A 19,007-nucleotide genomic window follows, 5' to 3' on the forward strand; every position below is an offset into this window, starting at 1 on the left:
TTTTGCAATTCTGACAGACGTTCAATTGTTGTTGATCACAGCTTGGGGCTGTGGTCCAACGTCCAAGGCACAGTACCGCTACTCCGCGTTGTCCGGACTACCTCAGCTTAGAAAGAAAGAGCTGCTTTCGCCCGTCGACGATGAACTGGAGCCATGTGCTGAACTGGAACGATGTGCTCGTTCTTGATCGCCTTCGTCCCAAGTCGATTAAGCCGAAGAGAGCCGACGTCCACACATGGCGCACGGATGTCGTCTCGCCAAACCAATGCTATGGCCGCTTTCGGGGAGCGGCAACAATTGCCTCTATGACCGAGAAGAGGCGCGAAGCTGCCGAACACTGATTGCCCAATGAAGGTCCAAAAATGGCCGTTAGCGGAAACTGCTAAAGCTGGCTCGATGTCGAAGAGCAGACCAAGCTCACGACAGCGCAAAAATCCTCACTTCCCGCCCGATGCCTTGAAGCTCCGCCATCCGGGAGGCCGATTTGATGCCGCTGTCGCGGAGGATTTCTGAAACCTGGGCATCCCCGACGATCGCCTCCGTCGTCATGATCACATTGGGATCGGCAAGGCCCTGGACGCGGGAAGCGATATTGACGGTCTGGCCGAAGTAGTCCTGCCGGTCGTTCAGGTTGACTGCGAGGCAGGGCCCCTCATGGATGCCGATCTTCAGGAGAAGATCGTCGCTGCCGTGTTCGGCATTTAAGCGAAGCATCGCCTCCCGCATCCTGAGTGCCGCCGCCACGGCGCGGTCCGGGCTCGGGAACGTCGCCATCACGGCATCGCCTATGGTCTTGACGACTGCTCCGGCCTCTGTGGCGACGATCTCGTGAAGAACCCGGAAATGCGCTCGCACCAGATCGAAGGCGGCAAGATCTCCGACGCGCTCGTAAAGCGCGGTCGAGCCTCTCAAGTCGGTGAAGAGGAAGGTCAGGCTGGTGATCTTGAGGCGCTGGTCGACATCGAGTGTATCGGTGCGATAGATGTCCCGGAAACTCTGGTTCGTCAGCAGGCGCTTGGCGGTCAGGAAAGCCTGCCTGCGGCCCAAGAGGTCGTGCAGGTCATCGCCTGCGATGCAGACGTTCGGCACCACTCTGCGATCTGTGTGGTTCTCGAGCGTCAGCCGCAGTAAGCCGGGGCGCAGCGTCAGCGTTTCGTTCAGCGCATGCGTCCGACTGATGATCATCGAGAGGGTTTGACGTTCGTCGGTGGGCTCACCCTGCACGTCGATGAACTGCGCCGAGTGTGTCACCGCATCGAAGATGATGACGAATTGCGCCGGCAGTTGCAGGGAGACGAAGGCCTTTTCGCCCGGATCCAGTTCGATCATCTCCAGCTGGATGCGCGCCAGCCTCGCTTCGAGATCGTCAGGCAGGTCAACGCCGGAGCTGAAGAAGATCTGGCGGTAGTACTCGAGTGGCGACAACCGATCGGGATCGTGAGCGGCAATCCTGCGCACGCGCGGACTGACCGTGAACGTGACCTCGACCATCTCGTCGAGGGTCGGCTCGTATCCGGCCGCGCAGAGCGCGCAATGATACGTCTCATGGACGACGGTTTTAAGGGTTGCGCCGCTGTCGAGGACGCCGCCGCATCCTGGGCAAAGGACATTCCAGGTCATCTCGAATGCGCCTATGCGGGCTGCATGGAGAAATGCGGCGATCGTTTTCTCTTCATCGAGATGGTGTTTATCGGCGAAAGCGAGCGCATTGATGCGATTGAGCTCGCGATCCGAGCCATGCATAACGACGTTTTCGATACACTCCACCGTCTGCGGGTCAGCCGCCTGTCGCAGGGAGGCAAAAAGGACGTCCACTTCGCTCATCAGACAAGTCTCCGTGCGCAGAACCCACGGCGGACGACGCCAGGACCGGGATCATAACACGGGAGTTTCCCAATAGAAATCTAGAGGCTCGGATGCCGCTCGCTTCCCGAGCGAAGCGGCTTCAGCTCCCCTTGTATATCCGCTTCAGCGCAGCCAGCAGCGCATCCAGTTCCTCGCGCGAAAACAGCTCGATGAAGCGCTGTTCATGCCTATCGATTAGTTCTCGCGCCCGTGCGAGCATTGCGCGTCCCTCCTTCGTCAAATGAAGTTCCTGGCGGCGGCGATCGGCAGCGGAGGGGCGGCGCTCGATCAGGTCACGGGCGGCCAGCCGGTTGACGAGGGCCATCATCGTCGCCCGGTCGGTGCCGAGCGTGTTGGCAAGGTCGATCTGCGATGCGCCCGGATTGCCGGCGACGAGTTCCATCACCGCCAGCTGCTTCTGCGTCAGCGCCAGCGCCGCCATTGTTTCGGCGAAGTCGCGATAGACTGCGACATGCGCCATGCGCAGATGAAATCCCAGCAGATCGCCAAGCCGGCCGACGTCGAGGCCCGGCGTCGCGGGAGCATCTTCGCCCTCGAAATCGTCCTGCGTTGGTTTTGTGCTCATCGTTCGTTCTCGCCTCATCAAGGGTCATAACCATCAAAATCAGCAGGTTAGTCAATATCCGTCGTGCGGATTTCCCCGTGCCATTGGAGCAAATCGGATTTGCCTTAAACAGCCTCTTGCATCACAGGAAAAAGATATTAGTATGTGTTGCATACAAATATGATGCCTGCTGCGGGGAGCGGTGGGCATGGGAGGAGAACATGGCGCATTCCATTTCCGGGATGGCTTCGTCGGCGGATTGCGGACTGGTGACGGATGATCCGATCCTTTACCGCGCCCGCGTCGCACCAGGCCGTCCGGCTCTGTTCGAGATCGCTACCGGCCGGCAGCTCACCTATGCCGAACTCGATGCGCGGATCGCCCGCTGCGCGGGCTTGCTGAGCGAGGCGCTCGGAGCGCGCCGCGACGGGGCGCGTGTCGCCATGCTGGCGCGCAATTCCATGGATTCGATCGTGCTTGCCTTTGCCTGCCAGCGTGCCGGCGCCATCTACGTGCCGCTCAACTGGCGCCTCAACGCCGCCGAGCTGCGACCGATCCTTGCCGATTGCGCGCCGGCCCTGCTCGTTCACGACGAAGAGTTTGCGTCAACCGTCGCCAGCCTTGCGGGCGCCGATCCGGAGATGGCGGTGATATCGACGGCTGACGGTCCGGCCCGAGGGCTCGCCGCGCGGATCGAGGCGAGCCTTCCGGCCGCTCCGGTGTCCGTCGATGCCGACGAACCCTGCGTCCTTCTCTACACCTCGGGCACGACGGGACAGCCGAAGGGCGTCGTCATCACCCGCCGCAACGCCTTCTTTGCCGCCATCAACTTTTCCGTCGTCGGAGAGATCGGACCAAAATCCGTCGCCCTGTGCGACCTGCCATTCTTCCATACGATCGGTCTGATCGCGGTGGCGCGCACCACGTTGATGCTGGGCGGCACGCTCGTCGTCTCCGACCGCTTCACACCGGCGCGCACACTCGCAGCCCTTGCCGACCGGCAGCGTGCCGTCACCCATTATTTCGCCGTGCCGCAAATCGCGCTCGCCTTGCGCAACGATCCCGCCTATAGCGCCGCGGCTCTGGCCGGCCTGCATGCGCTCTTCGTCGGCGGCGCGCCGCTGACGCAGGCGCTGATCGAAAGCTATCTCGATGACGGCGTTGCGCTGGTCAATGGTTACGGCATGAGCGAGGCGGGAACGGTGCTGCACGTGCCGATCGATCGGCGCGCCGTGCAGGACAATCCAAGCAGCGTCGGTCTGCCCGCGCCATTGCTCGACATTCGTATCGTCGGTGAGGATGGCCGCGAGGTTGATGAAGGCGAGATCGGTGAACTCTGGCTGCGCGGGCCGGCGGTGACGCCTGGCTACTGGAACAAGCCTCAGGAAACCGCTGCCGCCTTCACCGACGGCTGGTACCGCACCGGCGATCTTGGCCGACGCGAAGCGAACGGCTTCTATCGTATCGTCGACCGGCTGAAGGACATGTATATCAGCGGCGGCGAGAATGTTTATCCCGCCGAGGTCGAAGCAGTACTCGCAAGTCATCCAGATATCCTCGACGCCGCGGTCGTCGGCATTCCCGATATCCGATGGGGCGAATGCGGTGTCGCCTATGTGGTGGTGGGGCCGGGTGCCGTGGCAACGGGCGATGAGATCGCCGGCCATTGCGCGGCAAGGCTCGCCGCCTTCAAGCGTCCGGCCCGCATCCTCTTCGTCGAGGCCATTCCCCGCACCGCCTCCGGCAAGGTGCAGAAACATGTCCTGCGCCAGTTCCATTCCGACGAAACCCTTCAACGACAGGCCCTGTGACGCGGCCTCCCGGCATTCACGCCGAAACCCATGGAGTAACCTCATGACCGATATGCAATCGCCGGTTCTGGTCGAATTCGACAACGGCATCGCCTTCGTGACCCTTAACCGTCCGGAAAAGCGCAATGCGATGAACCCGGCGTTGAATGCCAGGATGCTCGAAGTGCTCGACGAGCTCGAGGGGGACGAGCGCTGCGGCGTTCTCGTCCTGCGCGGCGCCGGCGAATCCTGGTCCGCCGGCATGGATCTGAAGGAGTATTTCCGCGACAATGACGACAAGCCGCGCGATGCCACGCTGAAGGCGCGGCGGCAATCCGGCGGCTGGTGGAGCCGGCTGATGTATTTCGAAAAGCCGACGATCGCCATGGTCAACGGCTGGTGCTTCGGCGGCGCCTTCACGCCGCTCGTTTCCTGCGATCTCGCTATCGCCGCCGAGGAGGCGAATTTCGGCCTCTCCGAGATCAATTGGGGCATTCTGCCGGGCGGCAATGTCACCCGTGCGGTCGCCGAAGTGATGCGCCATCGCGATGCTCTCTATTACATCATGACCGGCGAATTGTTCGGCGGGCGCAAGGCCGCGGAAATGGGTCTGGTCAACGAGGCCGTGCCGCTGGCGGAGCTGGAAGCCCGGGTCCGCAAGATCTGCGCCAGCCTGCTCGAAAAGAACCCGGTGACGCTGAAGGCCGCCAAGGACACCTACAAGCGCGTGCGCGACCTGCCCTGGGATCTCGCCGACGATTACATCTACGCCAAGCTGGAACAGATGCTGTTTCTCGACAAGACCAAGGGGCGTGACGAGGGGCTGAAGCAGTTCCTCGACGACAAGACCTATCAGCCGGGCCTCGGCGCCTACAAGCGCGGCCGCTGAGGACGAACCCGGTTCGCCGGGCCGTTCGCGAGCCGATCATCGGGAGGAGGAAAGCAATGAAGATCCATGCCGCGGTGGCGCGTGCGCCGCATATGCCGTTTTCACTGGAAAGGCTCGATCTGGAGGAGCCGCGCGAGGGTGAAATCCTGGTTCGCGTCGTCGCAACAGGGGTTTGCCACACCGACATCGTCATGCGTGACCAGCATCTGCCGGTGCCGCAGCCGGTCGTGCTTGGCCATGAAGGCGCCGGCATTGTCGAGCGTGTCGGACCGGGCGTTGCCAAGGTCAAGCCCGGCGATCACGTGGTCATGACCTTCAATTCCTGCGGGCATTGCCCGAGCTGCAACGATCATGAGGAGACTTATTGCCACGAATTCTTCCCGCGCAACTTCTTCGGTGCGCGCGCTGACGGTTCGAGCGGGCTCTCATGCGAGGGAGAGCGGGTTCACGGCAATATTTTCGGGCAATCCTCCTTCGCCAGCCACGCATTGTGCCACGAACGCAACATCGTGAAAGTGCCTGGGGATGCCGATCTGGCGCTGCTCGGGCCGCTTGCCTGCGGCATCCAGACCGGCGCCGGCGCAGTCATGAACGCGCTGAAGGTCGAACCGGGAAAAGTGCTGGCGGTTTTCGGCATGGGCTCCGTCGGTCTTGCCGCCGTGATGGCGGCGCGGATCGTCGGCGCGTCACGGATCATCGCCGTCGACGTCAACGAGACGCGGCTGGCACTTGCGGCGGAACTCGGCGCGACCGACATCGTCAACGGCAAGGCGAGCGACGCGGTTGCCGCGATCATGGAACTGACCGGCGCCGGCGTCGATTATTCGATCGATGCCTCCGGCGTGCCCGCCGTCATCGACGAGTGCGTGCGCGTGCTGGCGCCGCGCGGCACCTGTGGGATCGTCGGGGCCTCTCCCCATGGCGCGACGCTGACGCTCGACCTCACCCATATCCTGTCCGGCGGGCGCCGGGTCCGCGGCATCGTCGAGGGCGATTCCAATCCCGACGTGTTGATCCCGTTGCTGATCGATCTGCATCGGCAGGGCCGCTTCCCCTTCGACAGGCTCATCACCTTCTATGATTTCGCCGACATCAACCAGGCGGTGGAGGATTCCGAAAAGAGCATCGTGCTGAAACCGGTCGTGCGTCAGCCGGCCGTCTGAGACCGTTCAAGGGAGGAAACAATGAACACCGTCACCCCAATCGCCACCGATACCAGCCTTGATGTCATGCAGGCGCTGCTTGGCCGGCAAAGGGCGTCTTTCCTGAGGGAAGGGCCGCCAGGCATCGACACCCGCATCGATCGCATCGATCGCGTCATCGCCCTTCTCGTCGACCATAAGGATGCGATTGCCGCTGCCCTGTCGGAAGATTTCGGCAGCCGCAGCGTCGAGGCGAGCCTGCTTCTCGACGTCTTTACCTGCGTCGGTTCGCTCAAATATGCCAAGGCCCATCTTGCCGAATGGCTGAAGCCCGAGCAGCACGAGGCATTGTTCCCGGACGCGGTGGCCGAAGTGGTCTATCAGCCGAAGGGGATTGTCGGAATCCTGAGCCCGTGGAATTTCCCTTATCAGCTCGCCCTTGCGCCGCTTGCCGGCATTCTCGCCGCCGGCAACCGCGCCATGATCAAGCCGTCGGAGGTGACGCCAGCCTCGGCCGCCTTGATGGCGAAACTCATTGCCGGCGCTTTCGACGAAACGGAAATCGCCGTCGTTCAGGGCGGACCGGCCACGGGCACGGCCTTTACATCACTTGCCTTCGACCATCTGATCTTCACCGGCGGAACCGCGATCGCCCATCACGTCATGCGCGCGGCGGCGGAAAACCTGACGCCGCTGACGCTTGAGCTCGGCGGAAAATCGCCCGTCATCATCGGCCGCTCGGCCGACCTCGCCGATGCGGCGCGCCGCATCATGACCGTCAAGACGCTGAACGCCGGCCAGATCTGCCTGGCGCCGGACTATGTCTATGTGCCCGAGGAAAGCGTCGAAGCCTTTGCCGGGCACGCTGTCGCGGCGGTCGGCGCGATGTATCCGGCGCTGAAGGAAAACCCTGATTACACCTCGATCGTCAATGCCCGCCATCACGCCCGCATCCAGGGCCTGATCGACGATGCCAGGGCCAAAGGCGCGAGGATCGTCGAGATCAACCCGGCGGCAGAGAATTTCTCCCAGCAGTCGGCCCACCGCATGCCTCCGACCCTGATCCTCGATCCGACGGAAGAGATGCGCGTGCTGCAGGAGGAAATCTTCGGACCCGTGCTGCCGGTCCTTCCCTATCGCGATATCGCCGACGTCATCGATCGTATCAATGCCAAGCCGCGCCCGCTCGCTCTCTATTACTTCAGCCAGGATCAGCAGGAGGAGGCCCGCGTCCTCGACAATACGACCTCCGGCGGGGTGACGGTTAACGACTGCATGAGCCACGTCACGGCCGAAGGCCTGCCCTTCGGTGGCGTCGGCCATTCGGGCATGGGTGCCTATCACGGCAAATTCGGCTTCCTCGCCTTCTCGCATCCGCGCGCCGTCTATCACCAGAGCAGGATGGTGGAAGCGGAATACATGATGCGGCCGCCTTATGGCGAGGCGATGCGCGGCTTCTTGGCGGCGGCGATCTGCAAATAAAAGAGAAGTGGCGGACGATGCCATTGGCAGCCGGCTGCTGACGGCATGGGATGGCGGCTCGCAACGAGTGACCCAATCGCGCAGATTTATTCCGATAACGCTATATTGCGTCATTGGGCTATGCGTCCTGACACAGAGGATGCCGTTGTTACATACGCCTTTATGCATCGGCTGCTAGCCGTTGAACCCGACCTCGTCGTTGTGGCGGACGCCCGCTTTTCCTGTCGTCGCATTGCTGCCGGTCGGCCTGGCGACGCATCTGCGAAAGAATATGCCCTGATGGGTCTTCGGTTTAACGAAGCCCAAACCAGTATTGCCATATGATTGGTTCGGATGACGTATTGGAAGGTGGATCCAACGCAGTGAATGGCATCTGGACGCAATTCGGTGGCAACCTGTCATTCGTGTGCCTGGCGATTTCGCTTTGGGCGCATTTCTCGATCCAATTTCAGAGTCGTTCGGTCACACAGGAAAAAATCGCCTTCGGAATCATAGCCGGCGGTGCCTCCATCGGATCCATATTGCTGGCCGTCGAAGTCAATCCCGGCATCTATATCGACATGCGCTTTTCGCCGCTTGCTTTGGCAGGCATGTTTGGCGGACCGATCGCGGCCGCCTTTGCGGCATCGCTGGCGATGGTCTTCCGCTTTGCTGTCGGCGGCACGGCCATGATCGATGGCGTGATCGCAATTGCTGTCGCAACCGGGATCGGCCTGGCTGCCAATGTCTGGATCCGGAAGAGATCTGCCGAGCTCATGGACGTCGCGCTGCTGAGCCTCGCGCTCGGCGTTGCACTTATCGTATTGATGGCGGTGCTTCCCACCCTGGTGCACGCCCGCGTATTGGCCATCATCGGTCTGCCGATGACGGTATTAAACTGCCTGGCGACGGCGCTGTGTGGTTTCGTTCTGTTGAAGACGCAGCAATGGGAGCTGGAGCGGAGCATCTTGGTGACCGCGTTTTCGCAGTCGCCCGACTATCTCTACGTGAAGGACAGAAACAGCCGGTTCATCACCGTCAATGAAAATATGAGCCGCCTTTTTCGTTTCAGGACCACGGCGGAGATGACCGGATTGTCGGATTTCAACCTTATATCGCGGCCGCGCGCCGAAGAATTTTATTATCTCGAACAGCAGGTCATGGACACCGGGGTGCCCCTGATCGACTCCGTCGAGCGTATCGAAGACAGATACCTGCTCGCCTCCAAGGTGCCGCTGAAGGATAGGCAGGGACGGGTGATCGGCCTTGCCGGCGTCACGCGTGACGTGACGGAGCGGACTGCTCTGGAGCGGGAATTGCGCAAGAGCAAGAACCTGCTGTCACATGCGATGGCCGGCATGTCCGATGGCATCGCCATGTACGACAGCAAGGGTTTTCTCGTTTTTTGCAACGACCAGTATCGCGCCGCCTTTCCGCTATCCGGAGACGCCCGCGTGGTTGGCGCTCATATCAGCGACATCCTTCGCCGCGTTGCCGAAACCGGCGAGCGCACGGGTATCCCGGACGCTGACCGCGAAGAGTGGATCAGGTCCGTCAGTGCTACGTTGCACAGCAACAAGGACGAAGAGGTTCAGCTTCACAACGGCGACTGGCGCAGCATCCGGACAAGGCTAGCGGAAGACGGCACGGCGATGGCCGTTGTCTCGGACATCACGGCGACCAAGCAGGCGGAAATCGCGCTCAGGCTGTCGGCGGAGCAACTGAGGAATCTCGCCGAGACCGATGGGCTCACCGGCATGGTCAACCGCCGGGCCTTCGACGAAGCTTTCGCGCGCGAGACCGCGGGCAGCGCCCGGAAAAACACGTCGTTCAGCCTTCTGATGGTCGATATAGACCGCTTCAAGGCCTATAACGACACCTATGGCCATCCCGCCGGCGACCAATGCCTGCGTATCGTCAGCAAGTGCCTCCGCCAGTCCGTAAGCCGGCCGGCCGATATCGTCGCACGCTACGGCGGAGAGGAATTCGTGGTTCTGCTCCCCGCTACCAGTGCGAAAGGGGCAATGAACGTTGCCGAGCAATTCGCGCGTCTCCTAAGCCAGGAAAATATCGTTCATTCCGGCAGCGAATTCGGACGGGTGACGGCCAGCATCGGCATATCCTGCGCGACGGGAGCCACCCTGAGGATCGACCCGAGCCGCCTTCTGACCGAGGCCGATGCCGCGCTCTACGACGCCAAGACGCAAGGCCGCAATCGCATCCTGGCACATTCGCCTGAAGAACGGCATGCCATGAAGGACGTCGGTTAGATCCTTGATAGGTTTTTCCTATCGAGCCATCGCTCGCGCGCCCTTGATGTTTTCCACGCTTCGACAATAAGGGCGCATGGACACAAAATTCATTGGTAAGAAATCGGCGGCAGCCGGCGGCTGGAGCGCTTTGAAGAGCTGCGGCAAGCAGCTGCTTCAAAGCGGCATGCCCATTTCAGGGGCGCGGACGATGCTGAAGGCGAACCAGCCCGATGGGTTCGATTGCCCGGGCTGCGCCTGGGGCGATCCGGAGCACGGATCGTCATTCGAGTTTTGCGAGAACGGCGTGAAGGCCGTTGCCTGGGAGGCAACGGAGAAGCGGGCCACGCCCGCCTTCTTCGCGGAAAAGACTGTATCGCAGCTTCGCCAGCTGACGGATTATGAACTGGAACTCAACGGGCGTCTGACGCATCCGATGCGCTACGATGCGGCGAGCGACCGTTACCTGCCGGTCGCATGGGAGGATGCTTTTGCCGAGATCGGCAGCATTCTGAGGGGTCTCGATAGCCCCAACCGGGCGGAATTCTACACGTCGGGCCGGGCGAGCAACGAGGCCGCCTTCCTGTACCAGCTGTTCGTGCGCGTCTACGGCACTAACAATTTTCCCGATTGCTCCAACATGTGCCACGAGGCGAGCGGAATCGCCATGCGTCAGGCGGTCGGTGTGGGCAAGGGTACCGTGCTGCTGGAGGATTTCGAAGAGGCCGACGCGATCTTCGTGATCGGACAGAACCCGGGCACCAACCATCCGAGGATGCTCGGCGACTTGCGCCGGGCGGCGATCCGCGGCGCACGCGTCGTCGTCTTCAATCCCATCCGCGAACGCGGCCTGGAGCGCTTCTCCGACCCGCAGGACAAGGTCGAGATGCTGCGCGGCGGTTCGACGGATATCGCGAGCCTCTACCTGCAGCCGCAGCTCGGCGGCGACATGGCCGCGGTGCGCGGGATGGCGAAGGTCGTGCTGGGCGCGGAAGAAGCAGCGGTCGCCGCCGGCCTGCCCTCCGTTCTCGACCACGCATTTCTCGCCGAACACTGTGCGGGTTTTGCAGAATACCGGGCAGCGGTCGAGGCGACGAACTGGGCAGAGATCGAGGACCAATCGGGACTGAGCCGGCAGGAGATCGAACGGGCGGCCGATGTCTATATCAACGCCGAGCGGGTCATCTGCACCTGGGCGATGGGCGTGACCCAGCATCTGCATTCCGTGGCGACGATCCGCGAGATTGCCAACTTCATGTTCCTGCGCGGCAATATCGGCCGGCGGGGGGCCGGCCTTTGCCCGGTTCGCGGCCACTCCAACGTGCAGGGCGACCGTACGGTCGGCATCAACGAAAAGCCATCGGACGATTTTCTCGATGCGCTGGAGAAGCATTTCCGTTTCACCGTTCCCCGCCAACATGGCCACAATGTCCTCGCCGCGATCGGAGCAATGCTCGACGGCTCGGCTGAGGCCTTCATCGGCCTTGGCGGCAATTTCGCCCGCGCCACGCCCGACAGCGCACTCGTTGAAAAGGCTCTTCGGCGGCTGAAACTGACGGTGCATATCGCGACCAAACCCAACCATTCGCATCTCATGCCCGGCGAGACGGCCTTCATCCTGCCGTGCCTCGGGCGCACCGAGATGGATCTGAACGCGGCAGGCAACTCACAGCTCATAAGCGTCGAGGATTCGATGAGCATGGTGCATGGGTCTGCCGGCATCAATCGTCCGGCCTCGTCGCATCTCCTCTCGGAAGTCGCCATCATTGCCGGCATTGCACAAGCGACCGTCGGCTCTGCCGTGGTCGACTGGGCAGAGCTTGCAGACGACCACGACCGCATCCGCGATCATATCGAGGCGACCATCCCAGGCTTCGAAAATTACAATACGCGCCTGCGCAAGCCGCGCGGTTTCCACCTGCGCAACACCGCCGCCCATCGGGAGTGGGATACGCCGGCAGGCAAGGCATCGTTCTCTTCGGAGGCGCTTCCTGACGAGACGGTGCATCAGCGGGCGCGAAAAGGCGAGGAGCGTTTCGCTCTGCAGACGTTCCGGTCGCACGATCAATACAATACGACGGTCTACGGTCTCGATGACCGATACCGCGGCGTCTACGGGGAGCGGCAGGTCATCTTCATTCATCCAGCCGACCTGGAGGCGATGAATGCCAAGGCCGGTGACCGCGTCGACGTGGTCGGTGAGCATGATGACGGTATCGAGCGTATCGCCGAGAATTTCCGCTTTGTGCCCTATGACATTCCGCGAGGAAGCATCGCGGGTTACTATCCCGAACTGAACGTGCTCGTGCCGCTTGGCAGCGCGGGCAGGGAAAGCGATACGCCCACCTCGAAATCCATCATGGTTTCCTTCCGCCGGCGAAAAACCGCGTGAGCGAAGAGGCCTCCGACGCTGATCGTTTTCTTGCCCTCGTCGCCGCGGCGCAAGGCAGGGAGATCAGGCTGACATCCATACAGGCCGGTCTCCTTGTCGCCGCGGAACTGGGGATTGCGCGTGACAGCCGCGCCTTTGCGCGCCTGCTGGGGATCGCGCATTCTCTCGTGCTCAGGGAACTCAACGTCCTGGCGGAACGCGAAGGGGTGCTGCAGATCGTGAAGCGGGATCTGAGGACAATGAGAGTGCATTACACCTTGCCGCCGCGGGGCGGGGCGTAAACATCCTGCGTCAGTGTCGGGTCAACCGCCTCTTCACCGCAAGCCACGGCCATTATCGATGGATCACGCGCTTCCTGGTGTCGGAGGGGTATTCTCCATATGTGGTTTTATAGACCGCGGAAAACCGGCCGAAATGAAAGAAGCCCCATTTGAGGCAGATGGCCTTCATGGTCTCCCTGCTCTCGGGATCGAGCAGATCTCGGCGCGCGGCGCGCAGCCGAAGCGTCAGCAGATAGGCCGCGGGAGAGGTTCCCCTGAATGCACGAAAACCGGTTTCGAGTGCCCGGCTGGAGACGCCGGCCGCTTCGGCCACCTTCGGCATGGTGATCGGTTGATCGATATTGGCGTGCATGAACTCGATCGCCCTGCGGACATGGCGGGGGGCGATCAGGGCGGGGCCATTCTCGAGGAAATGCGACAGCCGGTGCGGCACCAGGCGCACGACCAGATCGGCCAGCGCCTGCGTCATATGCGCCATGGCGATCGGCGACTGCAGCAAGGGGCCATCGTCGCGCATGCCCGAGATGATCGTTTCCGTGAGATTGCTGATAAGGCGGCCTTCCGGCCTGGACAGATCCAGTTCGGGCAGCAGGTCGAGGGAGCCGCTGAACGGCATCTCGAAAGTCTGGCCGATCGTCTGGAGGATGACAGGCCAGTTGATCAGCAATTCATCGATGACGTTCGATTGCCCGTGCATGATGACGCTGTCGGGCTCGAAATTGTTATAAAGAAGCAATTTTCCCTGTCCGGCCTCGGCGATGCGGGACCCATAGGCCACGCCCATGCCGCCGCTGCGCGGCACGACAATCGACAGATACTCCGACGTATCGACGGTCGGCTCGATATTGAACTGAAACTCCGCCTCGTGATAACCCGTAAGCAGGACGGCTTTGTCACAGACGGAGAAATCCAGTCCCCAATGGAAGTCCTTGGCGCGGCCGACGGGCTCGGCATCAAATGCGCCAAAAGCGCCGCCCAGCGTTTCGACCATGTTGTCGAAGGACGAACCACTAAATCGAAACGAAAATGGGGCAGTGCTATTGTCTGTCATGCTGCTCCCACTGTTCGATGCGGCTGCTTCGGCATGCGCTCCTCCACCGCTCGCAAGTGCCAGCGCGACGCGCGGCCGGCGCGGGTGTCGGATTGGTGCACGTGCCTCTGCCAGTCTTGCCGGTCGCCATGGGTGGTCGTCCTGCGCCGCGGCGGTTCATCAGAGCCCGCAGACGGGAATGGATGAGCGGAGCTTGGAGGTATATTAGACGATTGCTGAATAAAGTGCAGCAGCTTGCAGCGGAGTAGGTGGTTCTCTGCGTGATATCGGCATCGAGATCAGAGGCGTGCGGCAGCTGACGCAGGCCGATTTTTGGCGTTGCAGGCGTCAAAAAGTCCAACCCCCTGAACGCATTGTCGATCGTCCCATCCAGCGCAGAATTGTCGCGCAGACGACAGGAGCTGACAGAACCCGCCGGAAGAGGCAAGACGTCACGCTGCCGGTTATGGTGATAACGCGCTGAAAAAACGATTACGCTAAAGGAGTGATTTTACGCCTATATCCGCCACGCCACAGATTTACCCGCGGCGATCTTGCCGAGATGCGCATCATCTGAAGTCTATGGAGAACGCCCCATTCGAAGCCGCGCAGTCGCCTGCCGAAGGTTCTTAGTGGACCGCTTAAAGAGGGCCTTCGGCAGGCGACAGGCATGCAGGCATACGCACGGGATGGAGTGCGTATGTATGATCCCTTCCATCCTGTTGGGGGTGATGGGATGGACGGGCTTGGCTTTGGGACCGCAAACCATCATGGTCTTGGTCGGGTTTCATCTTACTGTTCCCTAGCTATGGAGCAATTGTCGGGTCTCGATATTGTCGGCCAACCGGCTTTTCGTGACGCAGTCTGGACTGATCTTGCGCAAAATGTATATGAACCAGCGCCGCCGAAGCCGCCTGTTCCGCGCAAGCAACTGCGCAAAGTGGATAGAAATCTTTAGTTTCTCATTTGGCACGAACGACGGGACGCCGGCATGATGCCGTCGGGCGCGATGCGTTCGTTCTTTGAGCTGAGCAATGATTTTCTCACCGAAGGCACAAGCGACGGATCGTTTCCAACACGCCGATGTCGACGTCGAGATTATCGGTTTCCACGACGCTTGCGGACTTCGCTCTGTTCCCGGGGATACGGACTCCCTTGGAACACAGCCGTTCCAATTGGGCCTTGGCGCGCTCCGGAAAGTCCGAATCTACGGCCGCCGGGAATAGCGCGATCACGGTCATTCCCGCATTCACCGGGTGCTCGCCCGAGAGAAAGTGGCTGGCATCGAGCGACCAGGCGGCCCCGGAAAGACCCGCAGCGAGCATCTCGACGATAAGGGCGATATTGCCGCCCTTATAGCCGCCGAAGGGCAGGAGAGCGCCAAGCATCGCCTTGACCGGATCGGTGGTGATGGCGCCGGTCTCGTCGATGGCCATGCCGTGAGCGATCGGCGACTGCGCCTTTGCCGCCTCGGCAAGGGTTATGAATGCCGTAGCACTCGTCGCATGGTCGATGACGAGGGGCGGCAAGGGTTCCGGCAGGGGTGCGCCGAAAGCGAGCGGATTGGTGCAGTAGACGCGCTCCCCGCCCTCGGCGGCTGCCATCAAGGCCGGTCCGTTGGCGGCGGCGATGGATATCAACCCGTCCTGAGCGAGACGCCGGACGTAGTATCCCAATTCCCCGGCGGTATAGCTGTTTCTTTGTGTGAGGACGGATATGCCGAAGGTTTCACGCGTGTCGTGAAGTCGTCGTAAATAAGGTCAAACCCGAGCTGCGCTATGCCGCCATCCGCGTCGGCCTGGATCAGGGCCGGCAGCACATGGTCGAAGCGGGGCTTGGCGTCTCCATTGATCCGCCCGTCGCGCAGGCTGGTGAGATAATCGACGAAATGCGGAAAACCGAGCTCAGTGCGCCCGAAGCAGGCGGCCGACAGCGTTACATCGACGAGCGCCTTCGCCATTGCCGGGCTGCCGCCGCAGGCGAGGCAGGCTCCGAGCGCCAGTTGGCGGAGCTCGTCGATCGGCATTCTCATCTTCTGCCCGGTCATCACAGCTCCAATGCGGCTCGTCCGCCCTCATAGACGGCATAAGGTGACGCCATTGACCCAGCATCTTCAAGGTCCGCGCCCGCGCGGGCCGATCGGCGAAACCAGACGCGGGAAGAGTTTCGGCATGGTGATCCCCAGGCGTCAGGCGGCCGACCTCTCAGTTCCGGAGATGGCGATGTGCCTCGCCAACGAGACTGAAAGACGGCCGCATTTGGAGCGTCAAAGTGCGACCGAGAGGGTGCTGTCGCGTCGGGGAGCCACCTCCTGCGAGTTCACCATCGCGCCCGCGAGCTGGCGGAAGGTGACAAGCCCCAATGCTTCCCCCGATGGTGAAACCACCCTGGCATCGTCGTGCGCCGCCGATGCCAGGATCCGAACGGCGTCTTCAACGGTCGTACCGGATGCAATCGTCAATCCGCCTGGCACCGCACCGGAATGCAGGGGTGTCATGACGGCATCGACCTGGATGACCCGGCCTCGATTGACCTCCTTGACGAAGTTGGCGATGTAGGCGTCGGCCGGACGCAGAACGATGTCCTGGCTGGTGCCCTGCTGGATGACTTCGCCATCGCGCAGGATCGCAATCTGGTCGCCCAGCCGAAGGGCCTCGTCGAGGTCATGGGTGATGAAGACGATGGTCTTCTTGATCTCCTTCTGAATGTCGAGAAGGACCGACTGCATATCCGTGCGGATCAAAGGGTCGAGCGCCGAATAGGCCTCGTCCATCAGCAGAACCGGCGCATCGTTCGAGAGGGCTCGCGCCAGCCCGACGCGCTGCTGCATGCCGCCCGATAGCTGGTTGGGATATTTGCTCTCGAAGCCCTTCAGGCCGACCCGTTCCAGCCAACCCATGGCGACGTCGACGGCTTCCGAGCGCTCCATGCCCTGCACTTCGCGGCCGAAGATGGTATTGTCGAGAACGTTCCGGTGCGGCAGAAGCGCGAATTTCTGAAACACCATTGCCGTCTGGTGCCGGCGAAACGTCCGCAACTCGGTCTCGTTCATTTTCACGACATCGACGCCGTCGACAAGCACTTCGCCGGCGGTTGGATCGATCAGACGGTTGATGTGGCGGATGAGCGTCGATTTGCCCGAACCCGAAAGGCCCATGATCACCTGGATGCGGCCCGAGGGTATCTCGACATTGATATCTTTCAGGCCGAGCACGTGGCCGTGCTTTTCGTTGAGCTCGGTCTTCGACAATCCCTTTTTGACCGCATCGACATGAGCGCCGGGATTGGGGCCGAAGATCTTGTAGAGGTGGCGGATCTTGATGCCGCCGAAACGTTGATCAGCCATGGACGATCTCCCGATGCTTCTGGAGCCGTTTGCCATACGCCTGGCTGACCCGGTCGAAGATGATGGCAATGCCGACGATGGCAAGGCCGTTGAAAATACCCAGGGTGAAGTACTGGTTGGCGATCGCCTTCAGAACCGGCTGGCCAAGGCCCTGGACGCCGATCATCGAAGCAACGACGACCATGGCAAGCGCCATCATGATAGTCTGGTTGATGCCGGCCATAATGGTGGGAAGCGCCAGCGGCAGCTGGACCTTGAACAGCTTCTGCGAACTCGACGTTCCGAACGCATCGGCTGCCTCGAGCACGTCCTTGTCGACCAGGCGGATGCCGAGGTCGGTCAGCCTTATCATCGGCGGGATGGCGTAGATGACGACGGCAATCAGTCCCGGCACCTTGCCGATGCCGAGCAGCATGACGACAGGGATCAGATAGACGAAGCTCGGCATGGTCTGCATGACGTCGAGGATCGGATTGATAACGCGCTGCAGCCGGTCGGAACGCGCCATCAATATCCCCATCGGAATGCCGATGGCGATGGAGAGCACGGTACAGACGAAGATCATCGAGACCGTCCGCATCGTATCGTCCCACATGTCGAAATAGCCGATCAGCAGCAGCGTGACGAGACAGCCGAGGACGATCTTCAGGCTGCGGCTCGCAAACCATGCGATGACAAGGATGATTGCCGTAATGATCGGCCACGGCGTCTGCGTCATGAAGCGGTCGGCGGCGATCAGGAAATGCTGCAGCGGGGAGAAGAGGCTTTCGATCGCGTCGCCGTAGCTGCGGGTAAATGCGCGAAAACCATCATCGATCGCCTTCTTCAGATTGCGAAGGGCGTCGTCATCCATATGCGGGAATTTATAAAACCATTCCATTCGGTTCCCCTTTTCTTCAAAGAGCCGTGGCAGTCTTTTTGATTTTATCGGCAGCGAGAGGCGGTGCGCATTAAGCGCACCGCAGTAGTCGGCGTTAAAGAGCAGCTTCGATCTTCGTGGCTGCCTCAGGCGAAACCCACTTGGTCCAGAGGTCCTTGTTTTCTTTGAGGAAGTGCTTGGCACCGTCCTCGCCGGTCGCCTGGTTGTCGGTCATCCAGGCCATGAGCTTGTTGACCGTTTCGTTGCTCCAGGAGCGCTTCGTCAGGTAGTCCATGACTTCAGGGCCGACATTTTCCGAGAAAGGCTTTGCAACGAGGGTGACGATCTTGTCGACCGGCCATGCGTTCGGCTTCGGATCGGGGCAATCGGCAACGGTATTGCAGCGCTTCCATTCTGCGGCATCGTTCGGCACGCCGGCTTCCAGCTTGACCATCTCATACTTGCCGAGCAGCGCGGTCGGCGCCCAGTAATAGCCGGCCCAGCCTTCCTTGCGTTCGTAGGCCTTGGAGATCGAACCATCGAGGCCGGCAGCCGAGCCGGTATCGACGAGGGTGAAGCCGGCCTTGTCGGCTTCGAAGGCCTTGTAGAGCTGCGTGGTCACCACGGTGCCGCCCCAGCCCTGCGGCCCGTTGTAGATGGCGCCCTTCTTCGGATCCTCAGGAGCGGGGAAGAGTTCCGGATGCTTCAGCACGTCGCCGATGGTCTTGATATCAGGATGGGCATCGGCCAGATATTTGGGAATCCACCAACCCTGCACGCCGCCATCGGGCAGCGGAGAGCCGACCTGGACGATCCGGCCTTCTTCCGTTCCCTTCTTGACGACATCCGGCAGCAGGTCGATCCATGCTTCCGGCGCGATATCAGGCTGGCCCTTTTCGGCCATCGAGGTAATCGTCGGGACGGTATCGCCGACGGTGATTTCGGCCTCACAGCCATAACCTTCGTTCAGGATGAACTTGTCGAGGTTGGAGAGAACCTCTGCACTCTGCCAGTTCATGCTGGCGATGGTGACAGTGCCGCATTCGGCGGCGCTGGCGAAAGACGCCCCGCCGATCAGGCCGAACGTCAGACATGTCGATGCGAATAGTTTTTTCATTCTCGTTCCCTCTATTTAGCGGCCGGTTTTGCTGAGCGGGG

The 19,007-nt window shown here is 61.4% G+C and carries 13 protein-coding genes and 1 pseudogene; 7 read left to right on the forward strand and 7 right to left on the reverse strand.

Annotation, left to right across the window (positions count from 1 at the left end; genetic code table 11):
* Positions 1-417: 417 nt before the first annotated feature.
* Both BS630_RS06680 and BS630_RS06685 read right to left on the reverse strand, forming a co-directional pair.
* Positions 418-1,824, reverse strand: a complete 1,407-nt coding sequence (locus BS630_RS06680; protein WP_025397037.1) for an adenylate/guanylate cyclase domain-containing protein — start codon at positions 1,822-1,824, stop codon at positions 418-420.
* 121 nt (positions 1,825-1,945) lie between these two features.
* Positions 1,946-2,431, reverse strand: a complete 486-nt coding sequence (locus BS630_RS06685) for a MarR family winged helix-turn-helix transcriptional regulator (protein WP_077976771.1) — start codon at positions 2,429-2,431, stop codon at positions 1,946-1,948.
* A gap of 200 nt (positions 2,432-2,631) precedes the next feature.
* Between BS630_RS06685 and BS630_RS06690 the strand changes: the two genes are divergently transcribed.
* The 7 genes from BS630_RS06690 (at position 2,632) to BS630_RS06720 (ending at position 12,614) form a co-directional block, all read left to right on the forward strand.
* Positions 2,632-4,221 (forward strand): AMP-binding protein, encoded by a 1,590-nt coding sequence (locus BS630_RS06690; protein WP_077976772.1) that lies wholly within the window; start codon positions 2,632-2,634, stop codon positions 4,219-4,221.
* A 43-nt stretch (positions 4,222-4,264) separates the two neighbouring features.
* A complete protein-coding gene (locus tag BS630_RS06695) occupies positions 4,265-5,089 on the forward strand; it encodes a p-hydroxycinnamoyl CoA hydratase/lyase (protein ID WP_077976773.1) in 825 nt (274 codons plus the stop codon).
* Positions 5,090-5,145: 56 nt separating this feature from the next.
* Complete coding sequence (locus BS630_RS06700; protein WP_077976774.1) at positions 5,146-6,252, forward strand: NAD(P)-dependent alcohol dehydrogenase; 1,107 nt, start codon at positions 5,146-5,148, stop codon at positions 6,250-6,252.
* Between the two features lie 21 nt (positions 6,253-6,273).
* A complete protein-coding gene (locus BS630_RS06705; protein ID WP_077976775.1) occupies positions 6,274-7,713 on the forward strand; it encodes a coniferyl aldehyde dehydrogenase in 1,440 nt (479 codons plus the stop codon).
* Positions 7,714-8,033: 320 nt separating this feature from the next.
* On the forward strand, positions 8,034-9,962 hold the full coding sequence (locus BS630_RS06710; protein ID WP_077976776.1) for a diguanylate cyclase: 1,929 nt from the start codon (positions 8,034-8,036) through the stop codon (positions 9,960-9,962).
* A gap of 76 nt (positions 9,963-10,038) precedes the next feature.
* A complete protein-coding gene (locus BS630_RS06715; RefSeq protein WP_077976777.1) occupies positions 10,039-12,333 on the forward strand; it encodes an FdhF/YdeP family oxidoreductase in 2,295 nt (764 codons plus the stop codon).
* Positions 12,330-12,614, forward strand: coding sequence for a hypothetical protein (locus BS630_RS06720; protein WP_077976778.1), 285 nt, complete (start codon positions 12,330-12,332; stop codon positions 12,612-12,614). The genes BS630_RS06715 and BS630_RS06720 overlap by 4 nt, the downstream gene beginning before the upstream one ends.
* Before the next feature lie 52 nt (positions 12,615-12,666).
* Here BS630_RS06720 and BS630_RS06725 read toward each other — a convergent pair whose 3' ends face one another.
* The 5 genes and pseudogenes from BS630_RS06725 to BS630_RS06755 form a co-directional block, all read right to left on the reverse strand.
* Positions 12,667-13,665: an AraC family transcriptional regulator gene (locus BS630_RS06725; protein ID WP_077976779.1), complete on the reverse strand. Its 999-nt coding sequence runs from the start codon at positions 13,663-13,665 to the stop codon at positions 12,667-12,669.
* 1,022 nt (positions 13,666-14,687) lie between these two features.
* Positions 14,688-15,691 (reverse strand): annotated as a pseudogene (locus tag BS630_RS06740) (Ldh family oxidoreductase).
* Between the two features lie 219 nt (positions 15,692-15,910).
* Positions 15,911-16,990 (reverse strand): quaternary amine ABC transporter ATP-binding protein, encoded by a 1,080-nt coding sequence (locus BS630_RS06745; protein WP_077976780.1) that lies wholly within the window; start codon positions 16,988-16,990, stop codon positions 15,911-15,913.
* Positions 16,983-17,870: an ABC transporter permease gene (locus BS630_RS06750; RefSeq protein ID WP_064246514.1), complete on the reverse strand. Its 888-nt coding sequence runs from the start codon at positions 17,868-17,870 to the stop codon at positions 16,983-16,985. Before BS630_RS06750 ends, BS630_RS06745 begins: the two co-directional genes overlap by 8 nt.
* Before the next feature lie 94 nt (positions 17,871-17,964).
* Complete coding sequence (locus BS630_RS06755) at positions 17,965-18,966, reverse strand: ABC transporter substrate-binding protein (RefSeq protein WP_077976781.1); 1,002 nt, start codon at positions 18,964-18,966, stop codon at positions 17,965-17,967.
* Positions 18,967-19,007 lie beyond the last annotated feature (41 nt).

The sequence above is a fragment of the Rhizobium laguerreae genome (assembly GCF_002008165.1).
Classification (GTDB): Bacteria; Pseudomonadota; Alphaproteobacteria; order Rhizobiales; family Rhizobiaceae; genus Rhizobium; species Rhizobium laguerreae.

What these genes read in the sequence shown, in the direction of transcription:
- BS630_RS06680 (WP_025397037.1), bottom strand. Translation starts at nt 1,824, where the DNA reads ATGAGCGAAGTGGACGTCCTTTTTGCCTCCCTGCGACAGGCGGCTGAC.
- BS630_RS06685 (WP_077976771.1), bottom strand. Translation starts at nt 2,431, where the DNA reads ATGAGCACAAAACCAACGCAGGACGATTTCGAGGGCGAAGATGCTCCC.
- BS630_RS06690 (WP_077976772.1), top strand. Translation starts at nt 2,632, where the DNA reads ATGGCGCATTCCATTTCCGGGATGGCTTCGTCGGCGGATTGCGGACTG.
- BS630_RS06695 (WP_077976773.1), top strand. Translation starts at nt 4,265, where the DNA reads ATGACCGATATGCAATCGCCGGTTCTGGTCGAATTCGACAACGGCATC.
- BS630_RS06700 (WP_077976774.1), top strand. Translation starts at nt 5,146, where the DNA reads ATGAAGATCCATGCCGCGGTGGCGCGTGCGCCGCATATGCCGTTTTCA.
- BS630_RS06705 (WP_077976775.1), top strand. Translation starts at nt 6,274, where the DNA reads ATGAACACCGTCACCCCAATCGCCACCGATACCAGCCTTGATGTCATG.
- BS630_RS06710 (WP_077976776.1), top strand. Translation starts at nt 8,034, where the DNA reads ATGATTGGTTCGGATGACGTATTGGAAGGTGGATCCAACGCAGTGAAT.
- BS630_RS06715 (WP_077976777.1), top strand. Translation starts at nt 10,039, where the DNA reads ATGGACACAAAATTCATTGGTAAGAAATCGGCGGCAGCCGGCGGCTGG.
- BS630_RS06725 (WP_077976779.1), bottom strand. Translation starts at nt 13,665, where the DNA reads ATGACAGACAATAGCACTGCCCCATTTTCGTTTCGATTTAGTGGTTCG.
- BS630_RS06745 (WP_077976780.1), bottom strand. Translation starts at nt 16,990, where the DNA reads ATGGCTGATCAACGTTTCGGCGGCATCAAGATCCGCCACCTCTACAAG.
- BS630_RS06750 (WP_064246514.1), bottom strand. Translation starts at nt 17,870, where the DNA reads ATGGAATGGTTTTATAAATTCCCGCATATGGATGACGACGCCCTTCGC.
- BS630_RS06755 (WP_077976781.1), bottom strand. Translation starts at nt 18,966, where the DNA reads ATGAAAAAACTATTCGCATCGACATGTCTGACGTTCGGCCTGATCGGC.